The organism is Corynebacterium pacaense (assembly GCF_900169525.1).
GTDB classification, from domain to species: Bacteria; Actinomycetota; Actinomycetes; order Mycobacteriales; family Mycobacteriaceae; genus Corynebacterium; species Corynebacterium pacaense.
In genome coordinates this window covers 848,134-866,038 of sequence record NZ_LT821239.1, presented here as the reverse complement: position 1 = coordinate 866,038, position 17,905 = coordinate 848,134, and the positions used below count along the sequence as shown (strand labels likewise).

Annotated in this window: 17 protein-coding genes and 4 tRNA genes; 7 read left to right on the top strand and 14 right to left on the bottom strand. The window is 62.8% G+C overall.

All coding sequences use genetic code 11. From position 1 onward, the window contains the following. Positions 1-168 precede the first annotated feature (168 nt). The 7 genes from nusG to B7E02_RS04105 form a co-directional block, all read right to left on the bottom strand. Positions 169-1,092, bottom strand: coding sequence for a transcription termination/antitermination protein NusG (gene nusG / locus B7E02_RS04135; protein WP_080793341.1), 924 nt, complete (start codon positions 1,090-1,092; stop codon positions 169-171). A 245-nt stretch (positions 1,093-1,337) separates the two neighbouring features. After that, positions 1,338-1,673 carry a preprotein translocase subunit SecE gene (secE, locus tag B7E02_RS04130; protein WP_080793337.1) on the bottom strand — a complete coding sequence of 112 codons (336 nt, stop codon included), beginning with the start codon at positions 1,671-1,673 and terminating at the stop codon, positions 1,338-1,340. Positions 1,674-1,699: 26 nt separating this feature from the next. Next, positions 1,700-1,772 (bottom strand) — tRNA-Trp (locus tag B7E02_RS04125). A gap of 149 nt (positions 1,773-1,921) precedes the next feature. Continuing rightward, positions 1,922-1,993, bottom strand: a tRNA-Met gene (locus B7E02_RS04120). A gap of 58 nt (positions 1,994-2,051) precedes the next feature. After that, a tRNA-Thr gene (locus tag B7E02_RS04115) sits at positions 2,052-2,124 on the bottom strand. 284 nt (positions 2,125-2,408) lie between these two features. Then, positions 2,409-2,491, bottom strand: a tRNA-Tyr gene (locus B7E02_RS04110). A gap of 78 nt (positions 2,492-2,569) precedes the next feature. Next, positions 2,570-3,622 (bottom strand): polyprenyl synthetase family protein, encoded by a 1,053-nt coding sequence (locus B7E02_RS04105; protein ID WP_080793334.1) that lies wholly within the window; start codon positions 3,620-3,622, stop codon positions 2,570-2,572. Between the two features lie 185 nt (positions 3,623-3,807). Between B7E02_RS04105 and B7E02_RS04100 the strand changes: the two genes are divergently transcribed. Next, the gene (locus B7E02_RS04100) at positions 3,808-5,121 is read left to right on the top strand and encodes a geranylgeranyl reductase family protein (protein ID WP_080793332.1); all 1,314 of its coding nucleotides are present in this window, start codon (positions 3,808-3,810) and stop codon (positions 5,119-5,121) included. A gap of 7 nt (positions 5,122-5,128) precedes the next feature. On the opposite strand, the gene B7E02_RS04095 is transcribed toward B7E02_RS04100, so the two are convergent. The 5 genes from B7E02_RS04095 to B7E02_RS04075 form a co-directional block, all read right to left on the bottom strand. Next, entirely contained in the window at positions 5,129-5,821 is a 693-nt protein-coding gene (locus B7E02_RS04095; protein WP_080793329.1) for a demethylmenaquinone methyltransferase, read from the bottom strand. A 45-nt stretch (positions 5,822-5,866) separates the two neighbouring features. After that, a complete protein-coding gene (locus tag B7E02_RS04090; protein WP_080793327.1) occupies positions 5,867-7,096 on the bottom strand; it encodes a glycosyltransferase family 4 protein in 1,230 nt (409 codons plus the stop codon). Between the two features lie 101 nt (positions 7,097-7,197). Continuing rightward, on the bottom strand, positions 7,198-7,635 hold the full coding sequence (locus B7E02_RS04085) for a DUF3592 domain-containing protein (RefSeq protein ID WP_080793325.1): 438 nt from the start codon (positions 7,633-7,635) through the stop codon (positions 7,198-7,200). Continuing rightward, entirely contained in the window at positions 7,636-9,267 is a 1,632-nt protein-coding gene (gene menD / locus B7E02_RS04080) for a 2-succinyl-5-enolpyruvyl-6-hydroxy-3-cyclohexene-1-carboxylic-acid synthase (protein ID WP_080793323.1), read from the bottom strand. Positions 9,268-9,307: 40 nt separating this feature from the next. Beyond that, positions 9,308-10,324 (bottom strand): o-succinylbenzoate synthase, encoded by a 1,017-nt coding sequence (locus B7E02_RS04075; protein WP_080793321.1) that lies wholly within the window; start codon positions 10,322-10,324, stop codon positions 9,308-9,310. A gap of 68 nt (positions 10,325-10,392) precedes the next feature. On the opposite strand from B7E02_RS04075, the gene B7E02_RS04070 reads away from it, so the two are divergent. Then, positions 10,393-11,352 (top strand): 1,4-dihydroxy-2-naphthoyl-CoA synthase, encoded by a 960-nt coding sequence (locus B7E02_RS04070; RefSeq protein WP_080793320.1) that lies wholly within the window; start codon positions 10,393-10,395, stop codon positions 11,350-11,352. On the opposite strand, the gene B7E02_RS14920 is transcribed toward B7E02_RS04070, so the two are convergent. Together B7E02_RS14920 and B7E02_RS14485 are read right to left on the bottom strand one after the other, a co-directional pair. Then, positions 11,349-11,930 carry an IS5 family transposase gene (locus B7E02_RS14920; RefSeq protein WP_425429775.1) on the bottom strand — a complete coding sequence of 194 codons (582 nt, stop codon included), beginning with the start codon at positions 11,928-11,930 and terminating at the stop codon, positions 11,349-11,351. The genes B7E02_RS04070 and B7E02_RS14920 overlap by 4 nt on opposite strands. After that, the gene (locus B7E02_RS14485; protein ID WP_080793317.1) at positions 11,848-12,243 is read right to left on the bottom strand and encodes a transposase; all 396 of its coding nucleotides are present in this window, start codon (positions 12,241-12,243) and stop codon (positions 11,848-11,850) included. Before B7E02_RS14485 ends, B7E02_RS14920 begins: the two co-directional genes overlap by 83 nt. Before the next feature lie 715 nt (positions 12,244-12,958). Here B7E02_RS14485 and B7E02_RS04055 point away from each other — a divergent pair. The 5 genes from B7E02_RS04055 (at position 12,959) to B7E02_RS04035 (ending at position 17,885) form a co-directional block, all read left to right on the top strand. Next, positions 12,959-13,279: a nucleotide pyrophosphohydrolase gene (locus B7E02_RS04055; RefSeq protein WP_080793314.1), complete on the top strand. Its 321-nt coding sequence runs from the start codon at positions 12,959-12,961 to the stop codon at positions 13,277-13,279. Continuing rightward, positions 13,266-15,014, top strand: coding sequence for a DUF2075 domain-containing protein (locus tag B7E02_RS04050; protein WP_080793311.1), 1,749 nt, complete (start codon positions 13,266-13,268; stop codon positions 15,012-15,014). The genes B7E02_RS04055 and B7E02_RS04050 overlap by 14 nt, the downstream gene beginning before the upstream one ends. Before the next feature lie 980 nt (positions 15,015-15,994). Beyond that, positions 15,995-17,218, top strand: coding sequence for an inorganic phosphate transporter (locus B7E02_RS04045; protein ID WP_080793309.1), 1,224 nt, complete (start codon positions 15,995-15,997; stop codon positions 17,216-17,218). Next, positions 17,219-17,494, top strand: a complete 276-nt coding sequence (locus tag B7E02_RS04040; RefSeq protein WP_080793307.1) for a hypothetical protein — start codon at positions 17,219-17,221, stop codon at positions 17,492-17,494. It begins immediately after the preceding gene. A gap of 58 nt (positions 17,495-17,552) precedes the next feature. Continuing rightward, complete coding sequence (locus B7E02_RS04035) at positions 17,553-17,885, top strand: DUF3349 domain-containing protein (RefSeq protein ID WP_080793305.1); 333 nt, start codon at positions 17,553-17,555, stop codon at positions 17,883-17,885. Positions 17,886-17,905 lie beyond the last annotated feature (20 nt).

The window sequence follows — 17,905 nt, the reverse complement described above, 5'->3', positions numbered from 1 at the left end:
TCGGTCCCACTGCCAACAACTTTCATTGGGTCTTCGTGTAACCGGGCCACCGGGGATGAATGTATGAATGCGCGTTGGAAAAACACGCGGATATCAACTCTACACAATGGAGCCCCGCCGATCCAAAGCCTGGATCCGACGGGGCTCCACGAAACACGGTGTTCCGGTTTAGCTGACCTTCTCCACCTGATCGAACTTCAGGTCGACCGGGGTCTCACGCCCGAAGATGGACACCAGCGCCTCGAGCTTCTGGTTGTCCACATCGATCGAGGAGATCGTCGCGGATACCGACGCGAAGGCACCGGTGAGGATGGTGACGGCCTCGCCGACCTGGAAGTCCACGGAGAGCTTGGGCGCGGCGGTGTCGGAGGGCATGGCCACGACCTGCTCACCATCGGAGTTCACCGCGGCGGCCTCGCCGGTGGTGACCGCCTGCTCCTGCGGCATGAGGAACTTCGCCACATCGCGGTGCTTGACCGGGGTCGCATTTCCCTCGTTGCCCACGAAGCTGGTCACACCGGGGGTGTCGCGCACCACGGACCAAACGCGATCATTCATGTCCATGCGCACGAGGACGTAGCCCGGCAGCAGCTTGCGCTTGATCAGCTTGCGCTTGCCGTCACGGATCTCGGTGACCTGCTCGATCGGCACGACGACATCGTAGATGTCATCCTCGACCTCGAGGGTCTGCGCGCGCATGTCCAGGTTGGCCTTGACCTTGTTCTCATAACCGGAATAGCACTGGATGATGTACCAGGCCCCGGGCTGCTTCTTGAGATCTCGGGTGAACTGGCGCAGCCGGGCGCGGTACTCGGCATCGGCGTCATCCTCCTCGGTGTCACCGAGTGCGGCGGCCGCCTGTGCGAGATCGGTGACCTCCGGGGCGTCATCGACTCCATCCCCCGAGTCCGCTGCGTCCACGGTGTCCGCCGCCTGCTCTGCGTCCACTGCCTCTGCGAGCTCGACCACGTCCTCGGCGGTCTCCTCGGTCGGCTCGACGAGATCGGCGTCCCCGGTCTCTGCGATCTCCAGGTCCGCTTCCTGAATCGGCTGCTCCTCGACGGCGAACCCGTCGGTGTTCTCTTCGCTCATTGTCCGTGTTCTCCAAACCTCTAGTGTTGTAACTCCATACCCACCGGCACGATGGTGCATGCGGCGCCGCGGCGTGGATGGCGGTCACCGTGGTGATCGTCCTCTTCCCGTCCATGCTACTGCCCGGACGCACGCCTCACATCCGGCCGCCGGGGGCGGATGTCGATTCAGGCGATGGGGTAAAAATTATCCCGCCGGCTCCTTGCGGAACCAGCGGGATGAAAACCTGACCAGATCATCTTAGCCTAAGGGGTGAGGATCTTCTCAACTCCGAGCCCTGCGAGGAAGTCCACTCCCGAAACCAGTGCCGTGAGGATGATCAGGAAGACGATGACGACGACGGTGTAGATGACCATCTGCTTTGCTGTGGGCCAGATCACCTTGCGGATCTCGCTGACGACCTCGGGCAGGAATGAGAGGGTTCCGCCGCCGAACTTGGTGTCATCCTCGTTCGTGGCACGCGTCGAACCGGCGACCTTGGCCTCGTAGCCGGCCGTGGAGGTTGTGGATACCCCGGAGAGCTGACGCTTGCCCGTGGGACGTGAAGCTCCGCTTGGTCCAGTGGATTGATCGTCGCTCACAACACTCCTCGGGTTGAAAAACTTTGCAGGGGCGACAGGACTTGAACCTGCAACCTACGGTTTTGGAGACCGTTGCTCTGCCAATTGAGCTACGCCCCTATAGGCCACAATCACTTGTAGCACGGACAACTCTACCAGACGACGTCCGCTTCCACAGAAAACGGCGTGCAAGTGGTTGATTGGCCCATAGTTTTGCGAAAAGCACCCTCACAGGCACCGTTCCCGGTTCCCCCGGGAACAATCCGCAGTAGCGATGGCGAGAATTGAACTCGCGACACAGCGATTATGAGTCGCTTGCTCTACCACTGAGCTACACCGCCAAGATGCTGTTCATCGCCCACGATGAACCGGTTGGGTGCCGCAGGTGAAAAACAACAGAGCCCCCTAACAGAATCGAACTGTTGACCTTTTCCTTACCATGGAAACGCTCTACCGACTGAGCTAAGGGGGCGAAGCATCCTCCGGAGTGATGCCGTGGGTTTTCCCTTGGCCGCTCCGTTGAAGCCTTAAGAAGATTAACCCGATCATGGTGTGCTACACAAATCCGCACGTAAACCGGTGGTTTCAGACCGCAGAAGGTCCCCGAAGGGCTCCGCGGCCGCAGGTCCGCGCACCCGGTCCCCCGCTCCCGGGGGCAGTTCCGGGCGCCCTCAGGGCGTCGATGGGCGGACCCCGCCGGGACGAAAACCTAAAAACCCGCTGACCCCCCATGAAAGGGGTTCAGCGGGTATGTTGTGCCGGATGCAGGATTCGAACCTGCGTAGGCAAAAGCCGACGGATTTACAGTCCGCTCCCATTGGCCGCTCGGGCAATCCGGCAAGCACCGCTCGGGTGCGATACACACTCTACTATGAGCATCCGATCATCGCGCAAATCGGCAGCTCAGATCCGGTTTTCTAGCCCACCCGACGTACCGTGTACGCAGCGAGGTTGCGCAGCGCCTCGGTGACGGAGTTCTCCGGAAGACGGGCGAGTTCCTCCTCGGCGAGGTCCATGTAGTGGTGGACATCGGCGAGTGCCTTCTCCCGGCCTCCGGACCTGGCCAGCAGGTCCAGGACGTGTTCGACGGTGGCGTCGTCCTCGATGGGGCCGGTGAGTATGCCCCGCAGTTCCCGCCCGATCTCGTTGTCCTCGCGCATCGCATAGAGCACGGGAAGCGTGAACACCCCCTCACGCAGATCCGTACCGGGGGTCTTCCCGGATTCCCGGGAGTCGGAAAAGATATCGATCATGTCATCGACGATCTGGAATATCATCCCGATGGCTGAACCGAAGCGCTGCAGTGCCCGGATCTGATCGGTGGTGGCACCGCCGTGGGTGGCACCGAGGAATCCCGCCGATGCGATGAGAACACCGGTCTTCTCCCTGATCACGTCCATGTAGTGCTGGATGGGGTCACCGCCCTGTGGGCCGACCGTCTCCCGCATCTGTCCGGTCACCAGCTCCCCGAACGTCTCGGCGAAATGGGCCACGGTCTCGGTGCCGAGTTCGCTCATCACCTTTGAGGCCCTGGCGAGAAGAATGTCGCCCGCGAGAATAGCCACCGAGTTACCCCAGCGCGCATTGGCACTGGGCACCCCGCGCCGCATGGTCGCCTCATCCATCACATCATCGTGGTAGAGCGTGGCCAGATGCGTGATCTCCACGACCGTGGCCGCTCGGATGACATCGCCGGACAGGGGCCGGGAACCGTACTCGGAGGCCAGAAGCGCGAACATCGGCCGGAAGCGCTTGCCACCGGCCCTGGTCAGATGCGTGACCTTGTCCACGAGAAAGTCCGCGCCGCTGCTCAGTTCCTCGCCGAGCAGTTCCTCCACCTTCGCCATGGCCTCGTCGATCCTGGCGGTCAGCTCGGGATCACCAAGTTCGACCTGCGGTGCACCATGTCCAGCTGCACCAGTCTGTTCAAGCCCGTGGGAACGGGTTGGAACGGTTCGGCCGTTACTCATTCATCGCAACCTTTGGTGATCGTGTCTGGTCATCTGCGCGGTGTGCACCCTCGGCCCGGTCGGGTTTCAATGGCGCCTCCGGCGATTCCAGCTCCTTGGACGTGAAAGCTTTTCTGTCTAACCGTAGTCCACGAACGCCACATCAAGCACCCCAGGGTGGTCCTTGGGGGCCGTCCCCTGCGACAATGGTGTCCGTGTCCACGCCTTCCCAGAAACCCGTCCCACTTCCCGCCGGCGACGACGGGGTCTCAACCGATGTGCTCATCGTCGGTGCGGGACCATCCGGATCGGCCGCCGCGATTCACGCGGCGCGGGCCGGACTCGAGGTCCTTCTTATCGACGCCCAGTCCTTCCCCCGGGACAAGACCTGCGGGGACGGGCTGACACCCCGCGCCGTCCACCAGCTGGAGAAGCTCGGGCTGGCGGAGGAGATCACGCGCGCCTACTCAAACCGGGGCCTCAAACTCCATGGTTTCGGCGGTTCCGTTGAGGCGCCATGGCCCGATTCCGCCTTCGGCAACGTGGGTTCGGCCATGACCAGGGCGAGCCTGGACAACCTGATCCTGCGCACGGCCGGGGAGTTCGGCGCCGTGACGGTGTGGGAGTCCGCCACTGCTGACACTCCACGGTTCTCCGGATCGCGCCTGGAGTCGGTGGTGGTCAACCACGCGGGAAGACGCCGCACCGTCCGGGCCGGCCATGTCATCGTCGCCGACGGGGTGCGCTCGGTGTTCGGAAGGAAGCTCGGTAGGATCTGGCACCGAGGGGAGGTCTACGGCATCGCAGCGCGCTCCTACTGCCCCACCCCGTACTCCGGGGAGGACTGGATCCACTCCCACCTCGAGCTCCGAGACGAATCCGGTGTCGTGCAGCCCGGATACGGATGGATCTTCCCACTCGGCGATGGCACCGTGAACCTCGGCTGCGGCGCTCTGTCCACCGATTCCAGGCCAGCCCAGATAAACACGAAGAAGCTCCTTACCTTCTATGCCTCCCAGCAGCGCCCACAGTGGAGGCTGGGAACGGAACGGGATGTGGCCTCCGCCCTGTTACCGATGGGGGGTGCGGTGTCCAATGTCGCCGGCCCCAACTGGATGCTGATCGGTGATTCCGCCGCCTGCGTCAACCCACTCAACGGCGAGGGCATCGACTACGGCTTGGAGACCGCCGAGCTTGCGGTGTCCCTGATCTCCGGGGGTCCTGGCCGTGACTTCACCCTGCTCTGGCCCCATGTGCTCAGGGAGAACTACGGTGAGGCCTTCCTGCTCGCCCGGACCGCGGCGCGGGCGCTGACCTACCCCACCTTCCTTCCGCTGGTCGGGCCGATCGGCTTCCGCGGTCCACTGGCCCAGCTGCTCATGCCCGCGGCCGCCCGGTTGATGGGCAACCTCATCACCGAGGAGGACGGCGATATCATGGCCAGGCTGTGGCGGGGTGCGGGAGCCGTGGTCGCGGCGGCGAGACGGGGAACACCTCTGTGGGACTCGACCGTCCGCTGAGGTGAAACTACGCGGCGGGTTTGACCGCAGAGTGCAGCGCTACGATCCCGAGGGTGAGGTTCTGCCAACCGCAGTCGGACCAGCCGTTGGCGTTGATCTGCTCCGCCAGCTCCTCCTGGTCGGGCCAGGCGCGGATCGATTCCGCGAGGTAGACGTAGGCCTCGGGGTTGGAGGACACGGCGCGTGCGACGGTAGGGAGAAGACGCATCAGGTACTCCTTGTACACGGTGCCGAAAACTGGAACCACCGGTGTGGAGAACTCCGCCACGGTCAGCCGGCCCCCCGGCTTTGTCACCCTGGCCATCTCCCGCAACCCGGCGCGGTGGTCGTGGATGTTGCGCAGCCCGTAGGAGATGGTCACGGCATCGAAGGTCCCGTCGGCGAAGGGAAGCCGCATGGCATCACCGACAACCTTGGGAACCGGGCGTCGCCTTCCCGCGGCCAGCATGCCCTGGGAGAAGTCGCAGGCGACGCACCATGCTCCGGATTTCGCCATCTCGACGGTGGACACCGCGGTGCCCGCGGCGAGATCGAGAACCTTCTCGCCGGGTTTGAGGTTGAGTCTTTCGCGGGTGCGTCTGCGCCACATCCGGTCCTGCCCGAAGGAGAGGACCGTATTGGTCAGATCGTACTTGTCCCCGACGTCATCGAACATTGATGCCACGTCGAAGGGATCTTTGTCCAGGGATGCCTTAGCCACAGTCGATAGTCTATGCCACCGCCACGGCCGTGTACCCGTGCAGGGTTAGACCTCGATGCCGGAGAAGGCGTCCACCCTGACCCCGAGCGCCCGGGCCGCCCATTTGGGCATTTTCGCAGCCTCGGGGCTGGGACCGAAGTAGGTCAGCGGCACACGGTGGGACTGCTCGATGACCTCGAGGTAGTGGCGGTGGAGTTGGCCACAGAGCGCATCCCAGGTCTTCTCCTGCACGCCTTCCCGGGCGGCCTTCCGCAGTCGTCCGTGCCGGGAGTCATCCAGGATCCATTCGGCGGCGACGGGAAGGCTCTCGCCGAAACCGACTACGTCCAGGAGCAGTCCGTTGACGCCGTCCTCGATCAGATCGATGGGCCCTCCGGCGCGGGGGCCGATGGTGGGTACCCCGGAAGCCTGTGCCTCCTGGATGGTCTGGCAGAAGGTCTCGAACTCCCCCGGATGGACGAAGAGATCGAAGGACGCATAGGTCCGGGCGAGCTCCTCCCCGCCGAGAGCTCCGGTGAAGATCGCATCGGGCATCTTCTCCTGCAGGTACTTGGCCTCGGGGCCGTCCCCGACGATCACCAGCTGGATATCGGAGCGTCCGGAGAGGCTGATCAGACGCTCCACCCCCTTCTCGGAGGCCAGACGCCCGACGAAACCGACGATCTTCTTCCTCCCGCTGCGGTCCCAGCTCCGCCTGAGGAAACGGGAACGCTTCGAGGGATGGAACCGGACCGCGTCCACACCGCGGGCCCAGTGGTAGATGTCATGGACACCGTGCTCCCTGAGCTCACCGATGCTCATCGAGGAGGGCGCCAGGGTGCGCTGACAGACGTTGTGAACCGTTCTGATCCACTCCCAGCTCGCTGCGGCCAGGGGCGCGAGGTGGTAGCGCTGCGAGAACCCAGCCACATCGGTCTGGTAGATCGCGATCGCGGGGATCCTCAGCTGGCGGGCGGCGAAGGCACCCGCCCCGCCGAGAACGAAGGGCGAAGCGAGGTGGATGATATCGGGGTTGTACGCGCGCAGGACAGAGGTCACGGAGGGAAGGGGGACGCCGATGGGCAGCGAATCAATCAGGGGGACGCGCACGGTGGGCACACGGACGATCTCGAATCCGAGATAGGAGCCGATCTCCTCCTCGAACTCCCGCGCCCCCGGCGCGATCACCATCGCCTCGTGTCCGTTTGCTTTCAGGTGCTCCAGGACACGGAGAACCGAATTGGTGACCCCATTGACATTGGGGAGGAAGGACTCTGCAACGATTGCTACCCGCATGGGTTCCATTATCTCCACATCACACCGTCCAGGCGATGAACCTCACATGACCTTAATGAGAACTCTGGTTAACTCTTCAACTCAATGATATTAACGTCCCATTAAAACACTTCCGGATTGCGTGACTTCCCGGCAATCAATCCGACAGCGAACCATAATAGTCCCGCGATGGCGCTTGCAACAGCCGCCACGCTGAGCGCGGGGACCACGGACAGGGTCCACTCGCGGCCCTCGACCTTCACGAGATCCGGATCATCGATGGCGTAGTTGACCCACACCTTCTGCCCCTCACCCAGTCCGGTGGGATAGAGCAGCCCGGTCGCGGGCGAATGGTAGATCCCGTTGTCGTCCTGAAAGTCCACGGTGGTGCGGTAGCTGCCGACATTGACCACCTGCGCCAGGGCCCTGCCCTGATTCGACTCAATTGAACGGTCGTTGAGATAGGGTCCGATCACCAGGGCCGCGCAACCGAGCAGCGCGATGGCGTACATGGCTATGACCAGCTGCCGGGCGCGTCTGATGATCCTGTGCCTGAGCATCTACCGCACCTGCGACATCAGATCTCGCTGGAGGGCACGGCGGGTGTCCCGACCCGTGCGTGCCTCGATGACGATGAATCCGGAGACCTCGACGGCCTCCACCAGCGCCACGATGAGGTCCCGGAGGTTGTCCACCACGCGGTGTTCCACCCCGTATCCGGCACACAGCCGCGCGATGGATGCGTCATGCGGGGTGCCGAAGGCGCGCTCGAAGCTTGGGCGCAGACCCGGCGCGCCGGTTTCCAGGAGTTCGAAGATGCCCCCGCCGTTGTCGTTGGCCACCACGATGGCCAGGTTCTCCGGGTGAGGTTCGTCCGGGCCGATGAGCAGCCCGCCGATGTCGTGGAGAAAGGCGAGGTCACCGAGCAGGGCGACGGTCCGGGGCGCCCTGATCTCCCCGGGGTGACGGGCCTGGACGGCAAGGGCGGTCCCGATGGCCTGGGACACCGAACCGTCGATGCCCGCGGTTCCGCGCGGTGAGAAGACGTCCACTCCGTCGAAGGGGAGGCCGACGACACCGAGATCCCTGATCGGGTTGGATGCCGCCGCGAAGACGGTGTCACCTGTACCCAGAGTGTCGGCGACAGCCGCGGCCACGTGCAGGCCGGTGAACCCGTGCTCCTGTTTCTCCAGCACCGTGCGCACGCCCTCGGCGGCGAGGTCGGACGCGGCGGCACAGATCTTCAACCACTGCGTGTCCTGCTCCCCGCTGACCCGGACATCCGTGCCCACCTGGTCTGCGTGGCGTCCGGGATCGGTGACGGTACCGGTCCGGGACAGGACACTGAGGCGGATATTCCGGTCGGTGATCAGGGAGATCACCCCGCGGTGCAGCGTGGGGTGGCCGACGACCACCACGTGGTCGGGCCGGGTGTTGATCACGTAGCCCTCGGCCGAGACCTGCTCCTTGAGCAGAATCTCCGCGGCCAGGGGGTGGACGGGGCGGAACGGTACCGGTGCGGTCGGCTCGGCGATCGTCGGCACGTCCTCCAGCCCCTCCACCTCCCATGCCTCGTCGCCCGCTACGACGAGGGTGTTCTCCGAGAGATCGATGGCGATCGTGCCGTGGTCAACCCAGCGGTGCGGCCAGCTGACCTGACGGTTCTCACCGTGCAGCCCGGGAAGCTCCTCCCCAAGCAGCGGGGTGTCAAAGGCGACGTTGATGTGCCGCGGGCTTTGCGACGCCCCCGCCTGCAGTTCCGCGGTGATCGCGGGCACCTCGGCGATGCTGTTGACCTGCACCGTCGGCGCCACGGCACCGAAAATGCCGATCTGTGCGATGGTCTGGCTGGCACCTGTGCCCACCAGGTGGCCCGGCCGGTCGGCGGAGAGAACGATCAGCGGGACATGGGCGTATGCGGCCTCAGTCATCGCGGGAATGCAATTGGCCACCGCGGTACCCGAGGTCATGATCACCACGACCGGGCGGCGCTGGACCCTGGAGATTCCGAGGGCGAGAAACGCCGCGCTTCGCTCATCAATGCGCACCTGCACCCTGAGATACGACCTGGAGAGCACCTCCAGCGCCAGGGGGGAATTGCGGGAACCGGGGCACAGCACCACATCGGTGACGTGCGGGGCCAGGGAATCAATGACGGCGCTTGCGAGTTCCTGAGCGGTGGTACTGGGCATGGACAACAGTCTAGATCATCGGTTCCGGGGCCCGGTCGAGCTAGTTTTCCGCCAGGAACGCACACGCCCGGCGCACCCGCTCGAACCACCAGTCGCGTCGGGCCGCCGAGGCGGCGAGTCCGCTCAGCCGTGCCTCCTCGGGTTCCAGCACCGCGGTGGACAGGAACCCGTCCCGGATCTGACGGGGTGCGGCGACATCCTCAATGAACAGCCGGGATGTTGCCAGCCCCGCCGGTGCCGGAGGGGCGTCCATGAGATCATCGTCCTCAAATCTCGGGAGCGCTGCCACCGCGGCCAGTCCCGCGTTCATGCCGACCGCGGTGTCCAGCGCACTGGCCACGGTGATGTCCATGCTCCGCGCCCGCAGGTGCGCCGCGATCCCGAGAACCCGACGGACACCGCCGAGGGGGGCGACCTTGACCACGGCGACATCCGCGGCACGCAGCTCCGCCACCCGATAGGGATCATCGGATCTGCGGATGGATTCATCGGCTGCGACGCGGGTGAAGATTCCCCTGCGTTGCAGAATCCCACGTACCGAGCGGAGCTCCTCCAGCGTTGCGCAGGGTTGCTCGAGATAGTCGAGGGGGCCGAGGGCCTCCGCCGCCGCCACCGCCTCCCCGACGCTCCACCCGCAGTTGGCGTCGACGCGGATCACCGCGCCCGGCCGGGCCGCACGCACTGCGGCGACCCGTGCCACATCGGCGTCGAGAAGCTGTCCCTTCTCCGCAACCTTGACCTTCACGGTCCGGCACCCGGGGTAGTTCTCCAGTAGTTGCGCCACCTGATCCGCGTCGACGGCGGGAATGGTGGCGTTGACCTCGATGCGATCGCGCAGCGGTGCCGGGAAGCCGCGCCAGGCGGCCTCTATTCCCGATGCCAGCCACGCCGCGGACTCCCGGGGTCCGTACTCGAGGAAGGGCCCGAACTCACCCCATCCGGCGGGCCCGTCGATGAGCAGCGCCTCACGCGTGTCCACCCCCCGGAACCTCACCTTCATGGGCAGGGCCACGACATGGGCGCGGTCGAGGATCTCATCGACGGTTGGGATTGTCATGGACCCAACTCTAGATAAGCCGGCGGCGACCGGTACCACCGGCGGGTGGAACTTCTAAGCTGTGGGACATGACTGAATACTCCACCGACAATCCCTTCGATCCCGCGCAATGGCGCACCGTGGAGGGTTTCGACGGACTCACCGACATCACCTACCACCGCCACGTCGGCACCACGCGCGCCGACGGCACCGTGAGAATCGCGTTCAACCGGCCGGAGGTCCGCAACGCGTTCCGCCCGCACACCGTCGATGAGCTCTACCGCGCCCTCGATCATGCCCGCCGCACACCGGATGTGGGAACCGTGCTGCTCACCGGCAACGGCCCGAGTGCCAGGGACGGCGGCTGGGCCTTCTGCTCCGGCGGGGATCAGCGTATCCGGGGCCGCTCCGGCTACCAGTACGCCACCTCCCATGACGCCAACGACAGCGGTGCCGACGCCTCCGGCATCGATGAGGCGCGGGCCAGGGTGGAGGGCGGTCGCCTGCACATCCTCGAGGTGCAACGCCTGATCCGCACCATGCCCAAGGTGGTCATCGCCGTGGTCAACGGATGGGCCGCGGGAGGCGGGCATTCCCTCCACGTCGTCTGTGATCTGACGATCGCCTCCCGCCAGGAGGCACGCTTCAAACAGACCGATGCCGATGTCGGGTCCTTCGATGCCGGCTACGGCTCCGCCTACCTGGCAAAGATGGTGGGCCAGAAGAACGCCCGCGAGATCTTCCACCTTGGCCGCACCTATGGTGCCGAGCGGATGCAGCAGATGGGTGCGGTGAACATCGTCGCCGACCACGGTGAGTTGGAGGAGGAGGCCATTCAGGCTGCGCGCGAGATCAACAGCAAGTCCCCCACCGCGCAGCGCATGCTGAAATTCGCCTTCAATCTCACCGACGACGGCCTGATGGGGCAGCAGGTCTTCGCCGGCGAGGCGACGCGACTTGCCTACATGACCGATGAAGCGGTCGAGGGCAAGGAGTCCTTCCTGGAGAAGCGGGATCCCGACTGGTCCCGGTTCCCCTACTACTACTAGGGCGTGTTTGATAAATGGTTCAGCCAGGCGACCATCGCTCTACACATCACCCCAGACCGGAACACCACACATAATTTGTCGTAGCGAGTAGCTATACCTCGCCAGTTCTTGAACTCACAGAACCGACGTTCCACCACGTTACGACCCCTATAGGAAGTCGCGTCGAACTTCGGAGGCCGGCCACCCTTCGAGCCTTTCCGCTGTCTGTTCCGGATCCGGTCATCAGGCTCCGGGATGGTCACCTTGACCCGGTGTTTCCGGCACCAAGAGCGCACTTCCCGCGAGGAATACGCCTTGTCACCGCGTAGTTCATCCGGCCGGGTACGCGGCCGACCGATCGGCCGAGGAACCCACAGGCCCTCCAATAAGGGAACCGCCTGCGGGTTGTCACCGGCGTGACCAGGGCCGATCAAGATCACCAGGGGCAGGCCCTGCCCATCGACTAGGGCATGGGTCTTGGTTGATAGCCCACCCCGGGAGCGTCCGAAACCGTGGTCAGGCCGCTCGGTCAGCCGATTGTTGTAATTCGACAAAGCCCCCTGTGTGGCGGGTGATATTCGTAGCGTGCTGATGGGCACGACTGATCGTCGAGTCGATGCTGACCGACCAATCCACCAGGCCTTGGTGGTCGGCTGCGGCAATCAGGGTGGTCACGATCTCATCGAAGGTGCCGTCTTTGGCCATACGGTTGTGCCAGTGGTAGACGGTTTGCCAGGATCCGAAGCATTCCGGCAGGTCACGCCAGGGAATACCGCAGCGGATCCGGTAGATGATGCCTTCGAGCATGAGTCGGGGGTCGGAGAAGGGGCGACCCTTTTTGCCGGTGCGATGGGGCAGCTTATCGGAGATCAGGGCCCATTGGTCATCGGTGAGAAGTTGGAAGCGCGACACGGGATCTATGGTCCCATGCCGCGCTACCCTCAATTATCAGACACGCCCTAGAGCGCATGCCGTCAGCTGTTGATTCGTGATCGCGGTCCGTCTCGCCGGATTCACGGATGTGGCCGGCCGGCGAACAGCAAACAGGCAACCAACCGCTCCTGCAGTCCAGCGGGGGACAAAGCGGTCATCCATTCCCTGCTCCTGCCGGATCATCGGGGCGTGATCCGCCGCCACTGGACCTGAGTTCTCTGGCATGTCCTGCCCGAGCACCTCGGCTGCTGGCAGGCGGAGTTGAGGGAACCCGTGGCCGGATCCTGAAGGTCACTGCCTATCGACGTCGCAGACCTGTTCAGTTGATCACCCCCGCTGATGCGACGACGACATCCCGACCCGACCAGCACAGGGGTCCCATTGGATCACCGGGTTGAGTCCGACTCTGTCTCTTCAGGACGACGATCCCCTGGATCCGGATGCTGGGGACGGGCTGGCAGTCCCGCACAGTGCGCAAAGTGGGAGGTCATTCATCTACCCCGGTCGAGTCCTGGTACCTCGCGCTCGGACACGGTGAGCGGGAGAAATTCAAATCCTGGCTGTTATCCTGACTGCAATCCCCGTGTACCCCACACGGTGAAGGACACGACCCGGATCGCCGCGACCGACTCGGGAGGAGGAAGGTACCGCTGCCCCTTTTCGGGGAATTCCCCAGTTGTTAATATCACCTGTTATGGATACTGAGCAGGTTTTTGCAGGCCTGAGGAAGTTCGCTCAAGTTCGGGATTGGGAGCAGTTTCATTCCCGGGAGAACCTTGCGAAAAGCATAGGCATCGAAGCCGCCGAGCTGCTTGAGTGTTTTCAGTGGAATGCCAGGGGGGATGAGGAACAGGTAAGGCTTGAGTTGGCCGATGTGTTGACCTACTGCTATTTCCTGGCGATGAAGCTTGATGTCGATCCGGGAACAATCGTCCTGGAGAAACTCGCGCTTACGGAGAAGAAGTATCCGGTCAACAAAGCGTTTGGAAAGTCGGAGAAGTATGACCGGCTTTGAGATCCAACAGTTTGATTTCGATGTGGATTTGATCGACTCAACAAGGAATAACCGTCATCTGGTCAACTGGCCGGTGGTGTACATCCTGAATCGCCCGGCACGCTCGACGACACAGAGGGGTCGAATCTACATCGGCGAATCAAGGAACTTCAATACGCGTATGAAGCAGCATCTCGAAGGCAAGAAGGACCTTGATCTCAGGACCGTTCGCGTGGTCCTCGACGACACCTTCAACAAGTCCGTCTGTCTTGATCTGGAGTCATTTCTGATCAGCCTTGCTTTTGGAGATGGCGAGAATGAGGTCCTCAATCGCAACATGGGCATCTCCAATGCGGACTACTACCGCCGGGACCGTTATCAGGAGACCTTCGGTGAGATATTCGATGAGCTGAGAAACGCCGGGCTTTTTCAGCGCAGTATTCCCGAGATCGTCAACTCCGAACTCTTTAAACTATCTCCCTTCAAGGCACTGAACAACGACCAAGGTCTTGCCATAATGGACATACTCGAGGGGCTAAGTGAGGATCTGGTTGCGAGCAGGGAACTCGGCAGCATGGTTGTTGTGCAGGGAGATCCCGGCACGGGCAAGACCATTGTCGCCATCTATCTGGCCAAGCTGCTGCGTGACATCTCAGAGTTCAGTGGTGGCGAGGATATCGACGGCGACGAAATGTTCTCGGAATTCTTCGTTGAGGGAACGCGGGAACGTTTCAGGAACCTGAAGATCGGCGTTGTGGTTCCTCAGCAGGCTCTCCGCAGATCCTTCGAGAGGGTCTTCGCTGCCACTCCCGGTCTGGAGAAGTCGATGGTTATGTCAGCGTTCACCGTTGCTGAGTCTCCCGACACCTTCGATGTTCTGATCGTCGATGAGGCTCATCGGCTCAACCAGTACTCATCGCAATCGGTCCCCGCATTGACAAAGAGGTTCAATAACATCAATCAGCGGCTGTTCAACGGTGAGAACCCTCAAGCCTCGCAGTTGGAATGGTTGATGAAGAAATCGCGTCACGTGATCCTCATGCTTGATCTGGCACAGTCAATCCGACCGAATGATCTGCCGAAGGAGGAGTTTCAGGCTCTGCTGACCTCAGTGCCGGATAACAGGAATTACAGGTTGCATACCCAAATGCGCAGCCTGGGAGGCCGGGACTACATCAAATATGTGCAGGAGGTACTGTCCCCGATCCCACCGACGGAAAGGCTGAATTTCGAGGGGTACGATCTGGCCATCATAGATTCACCGGCTGAGTTCGACTCGACCATCAAGAGTCTCGAACAAGAGTCGGGTCTCTCCCGGATCGTCGCCGGCTACGCTTGGGATTGGGTAAGCAAGAAGGACCCGGAAGCCTTTGACATAGATTTGGGCGACGGCGTCAGGTATCAGTGGAACACCGCGGTGGTTGATTGGGTTTCCTCTGACAATGCCGTGAACGAAGCAGGGTCTATCCACACCATTCAGGGCTATGACCTCAATTACGCGGGTGTCATTGTTGGTGCCGATCTCAGATACACCCCGGAGCTTGGCTTGTTTGCGGAAAAGTCGAACTACTTTGACCGCCAAGGGAAAAAGAGCAACAAGATGCGCGGGCAGACAACTACTGAACAGGACCTGCTCAAGTACATAACCAACATCTACGCAGTCCTCTTGACCAGGGCGATCAAAGGGACCTTTCTTTATGTCATCGACCCGGGACTCAGAGAGTACCTGGGCAGGTATTTTCCTGTTAAAGGATGAGGATTCCCCGGCTTACGGTCAGCGAATCCGCCGCGGAGTAGACGCTGCGGTGTCCGGATAAGAAAATAGGTTCGTTCCCAGTTCGCTCCACCAAAAGCTCAGACCCGGTAAGCAACCAGCGATGGAACCGTCGGGCTTTCCAGTTGGACCACGGTCGGTTCGGCCCTAACCTCCGCTGCTTAACCCTGGAGCAAGAGCACCTGCGAACGCGAGGGAAGGCGTGGCACGAACCATCGTCGATCATTAGCGCCACCGACCCCACCCCAGCCGACACGACGCATCTGCGCGCCCCTATCCGGAATCCCGCACCGGTGTCCTTCTGCTCGTCATCGAGGACGTCGCAGCACCCCACCGGGCGCGTGGTCGTTGATGCCCTGACGCAGATGGAATTGACCACGCGAGGGGTTTGCAGGTTCTGGTCGGGGCCTCCACCTGGATTCCGCCAGCCCGGTGAGAGTTTGAAACGTTGAGCACCACGGCGTCGAGTCCTCGGGTGACCGACGATCAGGCTGAAGAGCTGTGCTGCGCAGGTAGGGGTCGGTGGTGCGTTACGAGGATGCCAAAGGACCTGCCGCTTTCCCCCGGCTGCCACCTGCGACCCGCAGTCATGTCATCCGAGCCGGAGTGTTATCAACCTCCCCCTCAGATGTTCCAGGGCCGCCCGCGCACTTCCCGCCCGTCGCGGGCGGCCCCTCCCCTTCGGGGAGCTCAGGGCAGGGTGTCAAAATTCACTCACTGTTCATCTGTTTGGTTCATTGTGTCCACCTAAGTCCTAAAAAATTTACCTAGCCGCGCGTGAGGCATAAGTCGACAGGAAAAGCGCATGTCAAAAATGGGCCGGACCCAATGATCATGGCAACCCCAGTACACGTGCCCACCCCCATTGCGGGTTGAGCTCCCGGACACACCCTGCGGTTTAGCAGTTAAACGCCGGTATTCGATGCCCGATCGCCGTCCCGATTAGTGCATACTGCATAGTCGTGACTGAGTTGATCATCTTGCTGATCGTGATAGCAACGGCCCTGGCCTTTGACTTCACGAACGGATTCCACGACACCGGCAACGCCATGGCCACATCCATCGCCACCGGAGCACTCCGCCCAAAGGTCGCGGTCGCCCTCTCCGCCACCCTCAACCTCATCGGGGCCTTCCTCTCCGTTGAGGTGGCCACCACGGTGGCCAAGGGTATTGTCAACCTCGATGAATTCGACCTCAGCGACGCGTGGGACTCCCACCGACTCCTCCTCGTTGTCTTCGCAGGCCTCATCGGAGCCATCACCTGGAACCTCCTGACCTGGCTGCTCGGCATCCCGTCCAGCTCCTCCCACGCCCTCTTCGGAGGCCTCATCGGTGCCGCGATCGCGTCGCTCGGTTTCGGCGGTGTCGTGTGGAGCGGTGTGGTGTCCAAGATGATCCTGCCCGCACTCGCCGCCCCCGTGGTGGCCGGATTGGTGGCGGCGATCGGAACCTTCGCCGTGTACGCGATCACCTCCTCCGTCGACGACCGCGACAAGAACCGCTACTTCCGGTGGGGGCAGATCGGATCTGCCTCCCTGGTCTCCCTCGCCCATGGAACCAATGACGCACAGAAGACGATGGGCGTGATCTTCCTTTCGCTGGTGGCCACCGGACATATCGGCGCGGAGGCCGATATCCCCTTCTGGATCAAGGCATCCTGTGCCCTGGCCATCGCCATCGGAACCTACATGGGTGGCTGGCGGGTGATCCGCACCCTGGGCAAGGGACTGGTGGAAATCGATTCCCCCCAGGGAATGGCCGCCGAAACCTCCTCCGCAGCGATCATCCTCACCTCCTCGCATTTCGGCATGGCGCTGTCGACCACCCACGTGGCCACCGGCTCCATCATGGGTACCGGGATCGGCCGCAGGGGCGCATCGGTGCGCTGGTCGGTCGCGGGGCGCATGGCCGTGGCGTGGGTGATCACCCTGCCCTGTTCCGCACTTGTCGGTGCGCTGTGCTGGTGGCTCGCACACGGGGTCGGACTGGTCTCCACGGACATGGTCGGCGTGCTGGTGGCCTTCACCGTCCTCCTCGGCCTCTCCGGCTACATCTTCGCCGAGTCGCGCAAGGCCCCGGTCAATCCAGACAACGTGAACCAGGAATGGGATGCGGAGTCCGATGCCACGGTGCCTGCCGCCGAATCGGTGGGAACGCCCGCGCCCAAGATTGAGGAATCCAGGTAAATGAACTTCTCCGCACTCTTCGGAAGCCTCATCGAGGTCACCATCGTCGGCATCGTACTGGGCGCCGGACTCCCGGCGCTGTTCGCCCTGGGCATCCGACTGGCTCACGGGCCCTCCACCTCCGATGGCGGGGCCTCATCCACAACGCCGGGGAAGGTGGCGGCGGTACTGTGTTTCGCGGTGATCATCCTGGCGATCGCCGTCGGCATCCTGTGGATCACCAAGGGCACGATCCACCAGTACCTCGGGGTGGACATCTTCGGCACGGAGGCGTAGCACAACGCCCCACATATATTGGGTGCATCTCGGCGACACCTTGTTAAAATGACCAGGTGTGAGCGAAAAATCCCAGGATCGATCCACCGCACGCCCCGGCGTCGCGGCCCGCGTGCTCAACTGGCTGCGCCAGGGATATCCCAACGGCATTCCCAATCATGACACCTTCGCCCTCTTCTACGTACTTGAACGTGAACTCACCGAGGCCGATCTCAGGGAACTGACCGAGATGATCATCGCCGAGGGGGAATCGACGACGCTGCGCCCGGAACCGATCACCCGCGAACAGATCGGAAGACTGATCCTGAGGATCCACGCCCAGGCTCCCCTGGAGGAGGACATCACGCGGATCCGGGACGCGTTGAAGGATGCCGGCTTCCCGGTTTCCTGACCCGGTGTTCCCCACTCCGC

What these genes read in the sequence shown, in the direction of transcription:
- nusG (WP_080793341.1), bottom strand. Translation starts at nt 1,092, where the DNA reads ATGAGCGAAGAGAACACCGACGGGTTCGCCGTCGAGGAGCAGCCGATT.
- B7E02_RS04105 (WP_080793334.1), bottom strand. Translation starts at nt 3,622, where the DNA reads ATGAGTAACGGCCGAACCGTTCCAACCCGTTCCCACGGGCTTGAACAG.
- B7E02_RS04100 (WP_080793332.1), top strand. Translation starts at nt 3,808, where the DNA reads ATGGTGTCCGTGTCCACGCCTTCCCAGAAACCCGTCCCACTTCCCGCC.
- B7E02_RS04090 (WP_080793327.1), bottom strand. Translation starts at nt 7,096, where the DNA reads ATGCGGGTAGCAATCGTTGCAGAGTCCTTCCTCCCCAATGTCAATGGG.
- B7E02_RS04085 (WP_080793325.1), bottom strand. Translation starts at nt 7,635, where the DNA reads ATGCTCAGGCACAGGATCATCAGACGCGCCCGGCAGCTGGTCATAGCC.
- menD (WP_080793323.1), bottom strand. Translation starts at nt 9,267, where the DNA reads ATGCCCAGTACCACCGCTCAGGAACTCGCAAGCGCCGTCATTGATTCC.
- B7E02_RS04075 (WP_080793321.1), bottom strand. Translation starts at nt 10,324, where the DNA reads ATGACAATCCCAACCGTCGATGAGATCCTCGACCGCGCCCATGTCGTG.
- B7E02_RS04070 (WP_080793320.1), top strand. Translation starts at nt 10,393, where the DNA reads ATGACTGAATACTCCACCGACAATCCCTTCGATCCCGCGCAATGGCGC.
- B7E02_RS04055 (WP_080793314.1), top strand. Translation starts at nt 12,959, where the DNA reads ATGGATACTGAGCAGGTTTTTGCAGGCCTGAGGAAGTTCGCTCAAGTT.
- B7E02_RS04050 (WP_080793311.1), top strand. Translation starts at nt 13,266, where the DNA reads ATGACCGGCTTTGAGATCCAACAGTTTGATTTCGATGTGGATTTGATC.
- B7E02_RS04040 (WP_080793307.1), top strand. Translation starts at nt 17,219, where the DNA reads ATGAACTTCTCCGCACTCTTCGGAAGCCTCATCGAGGTCACCATCGTC.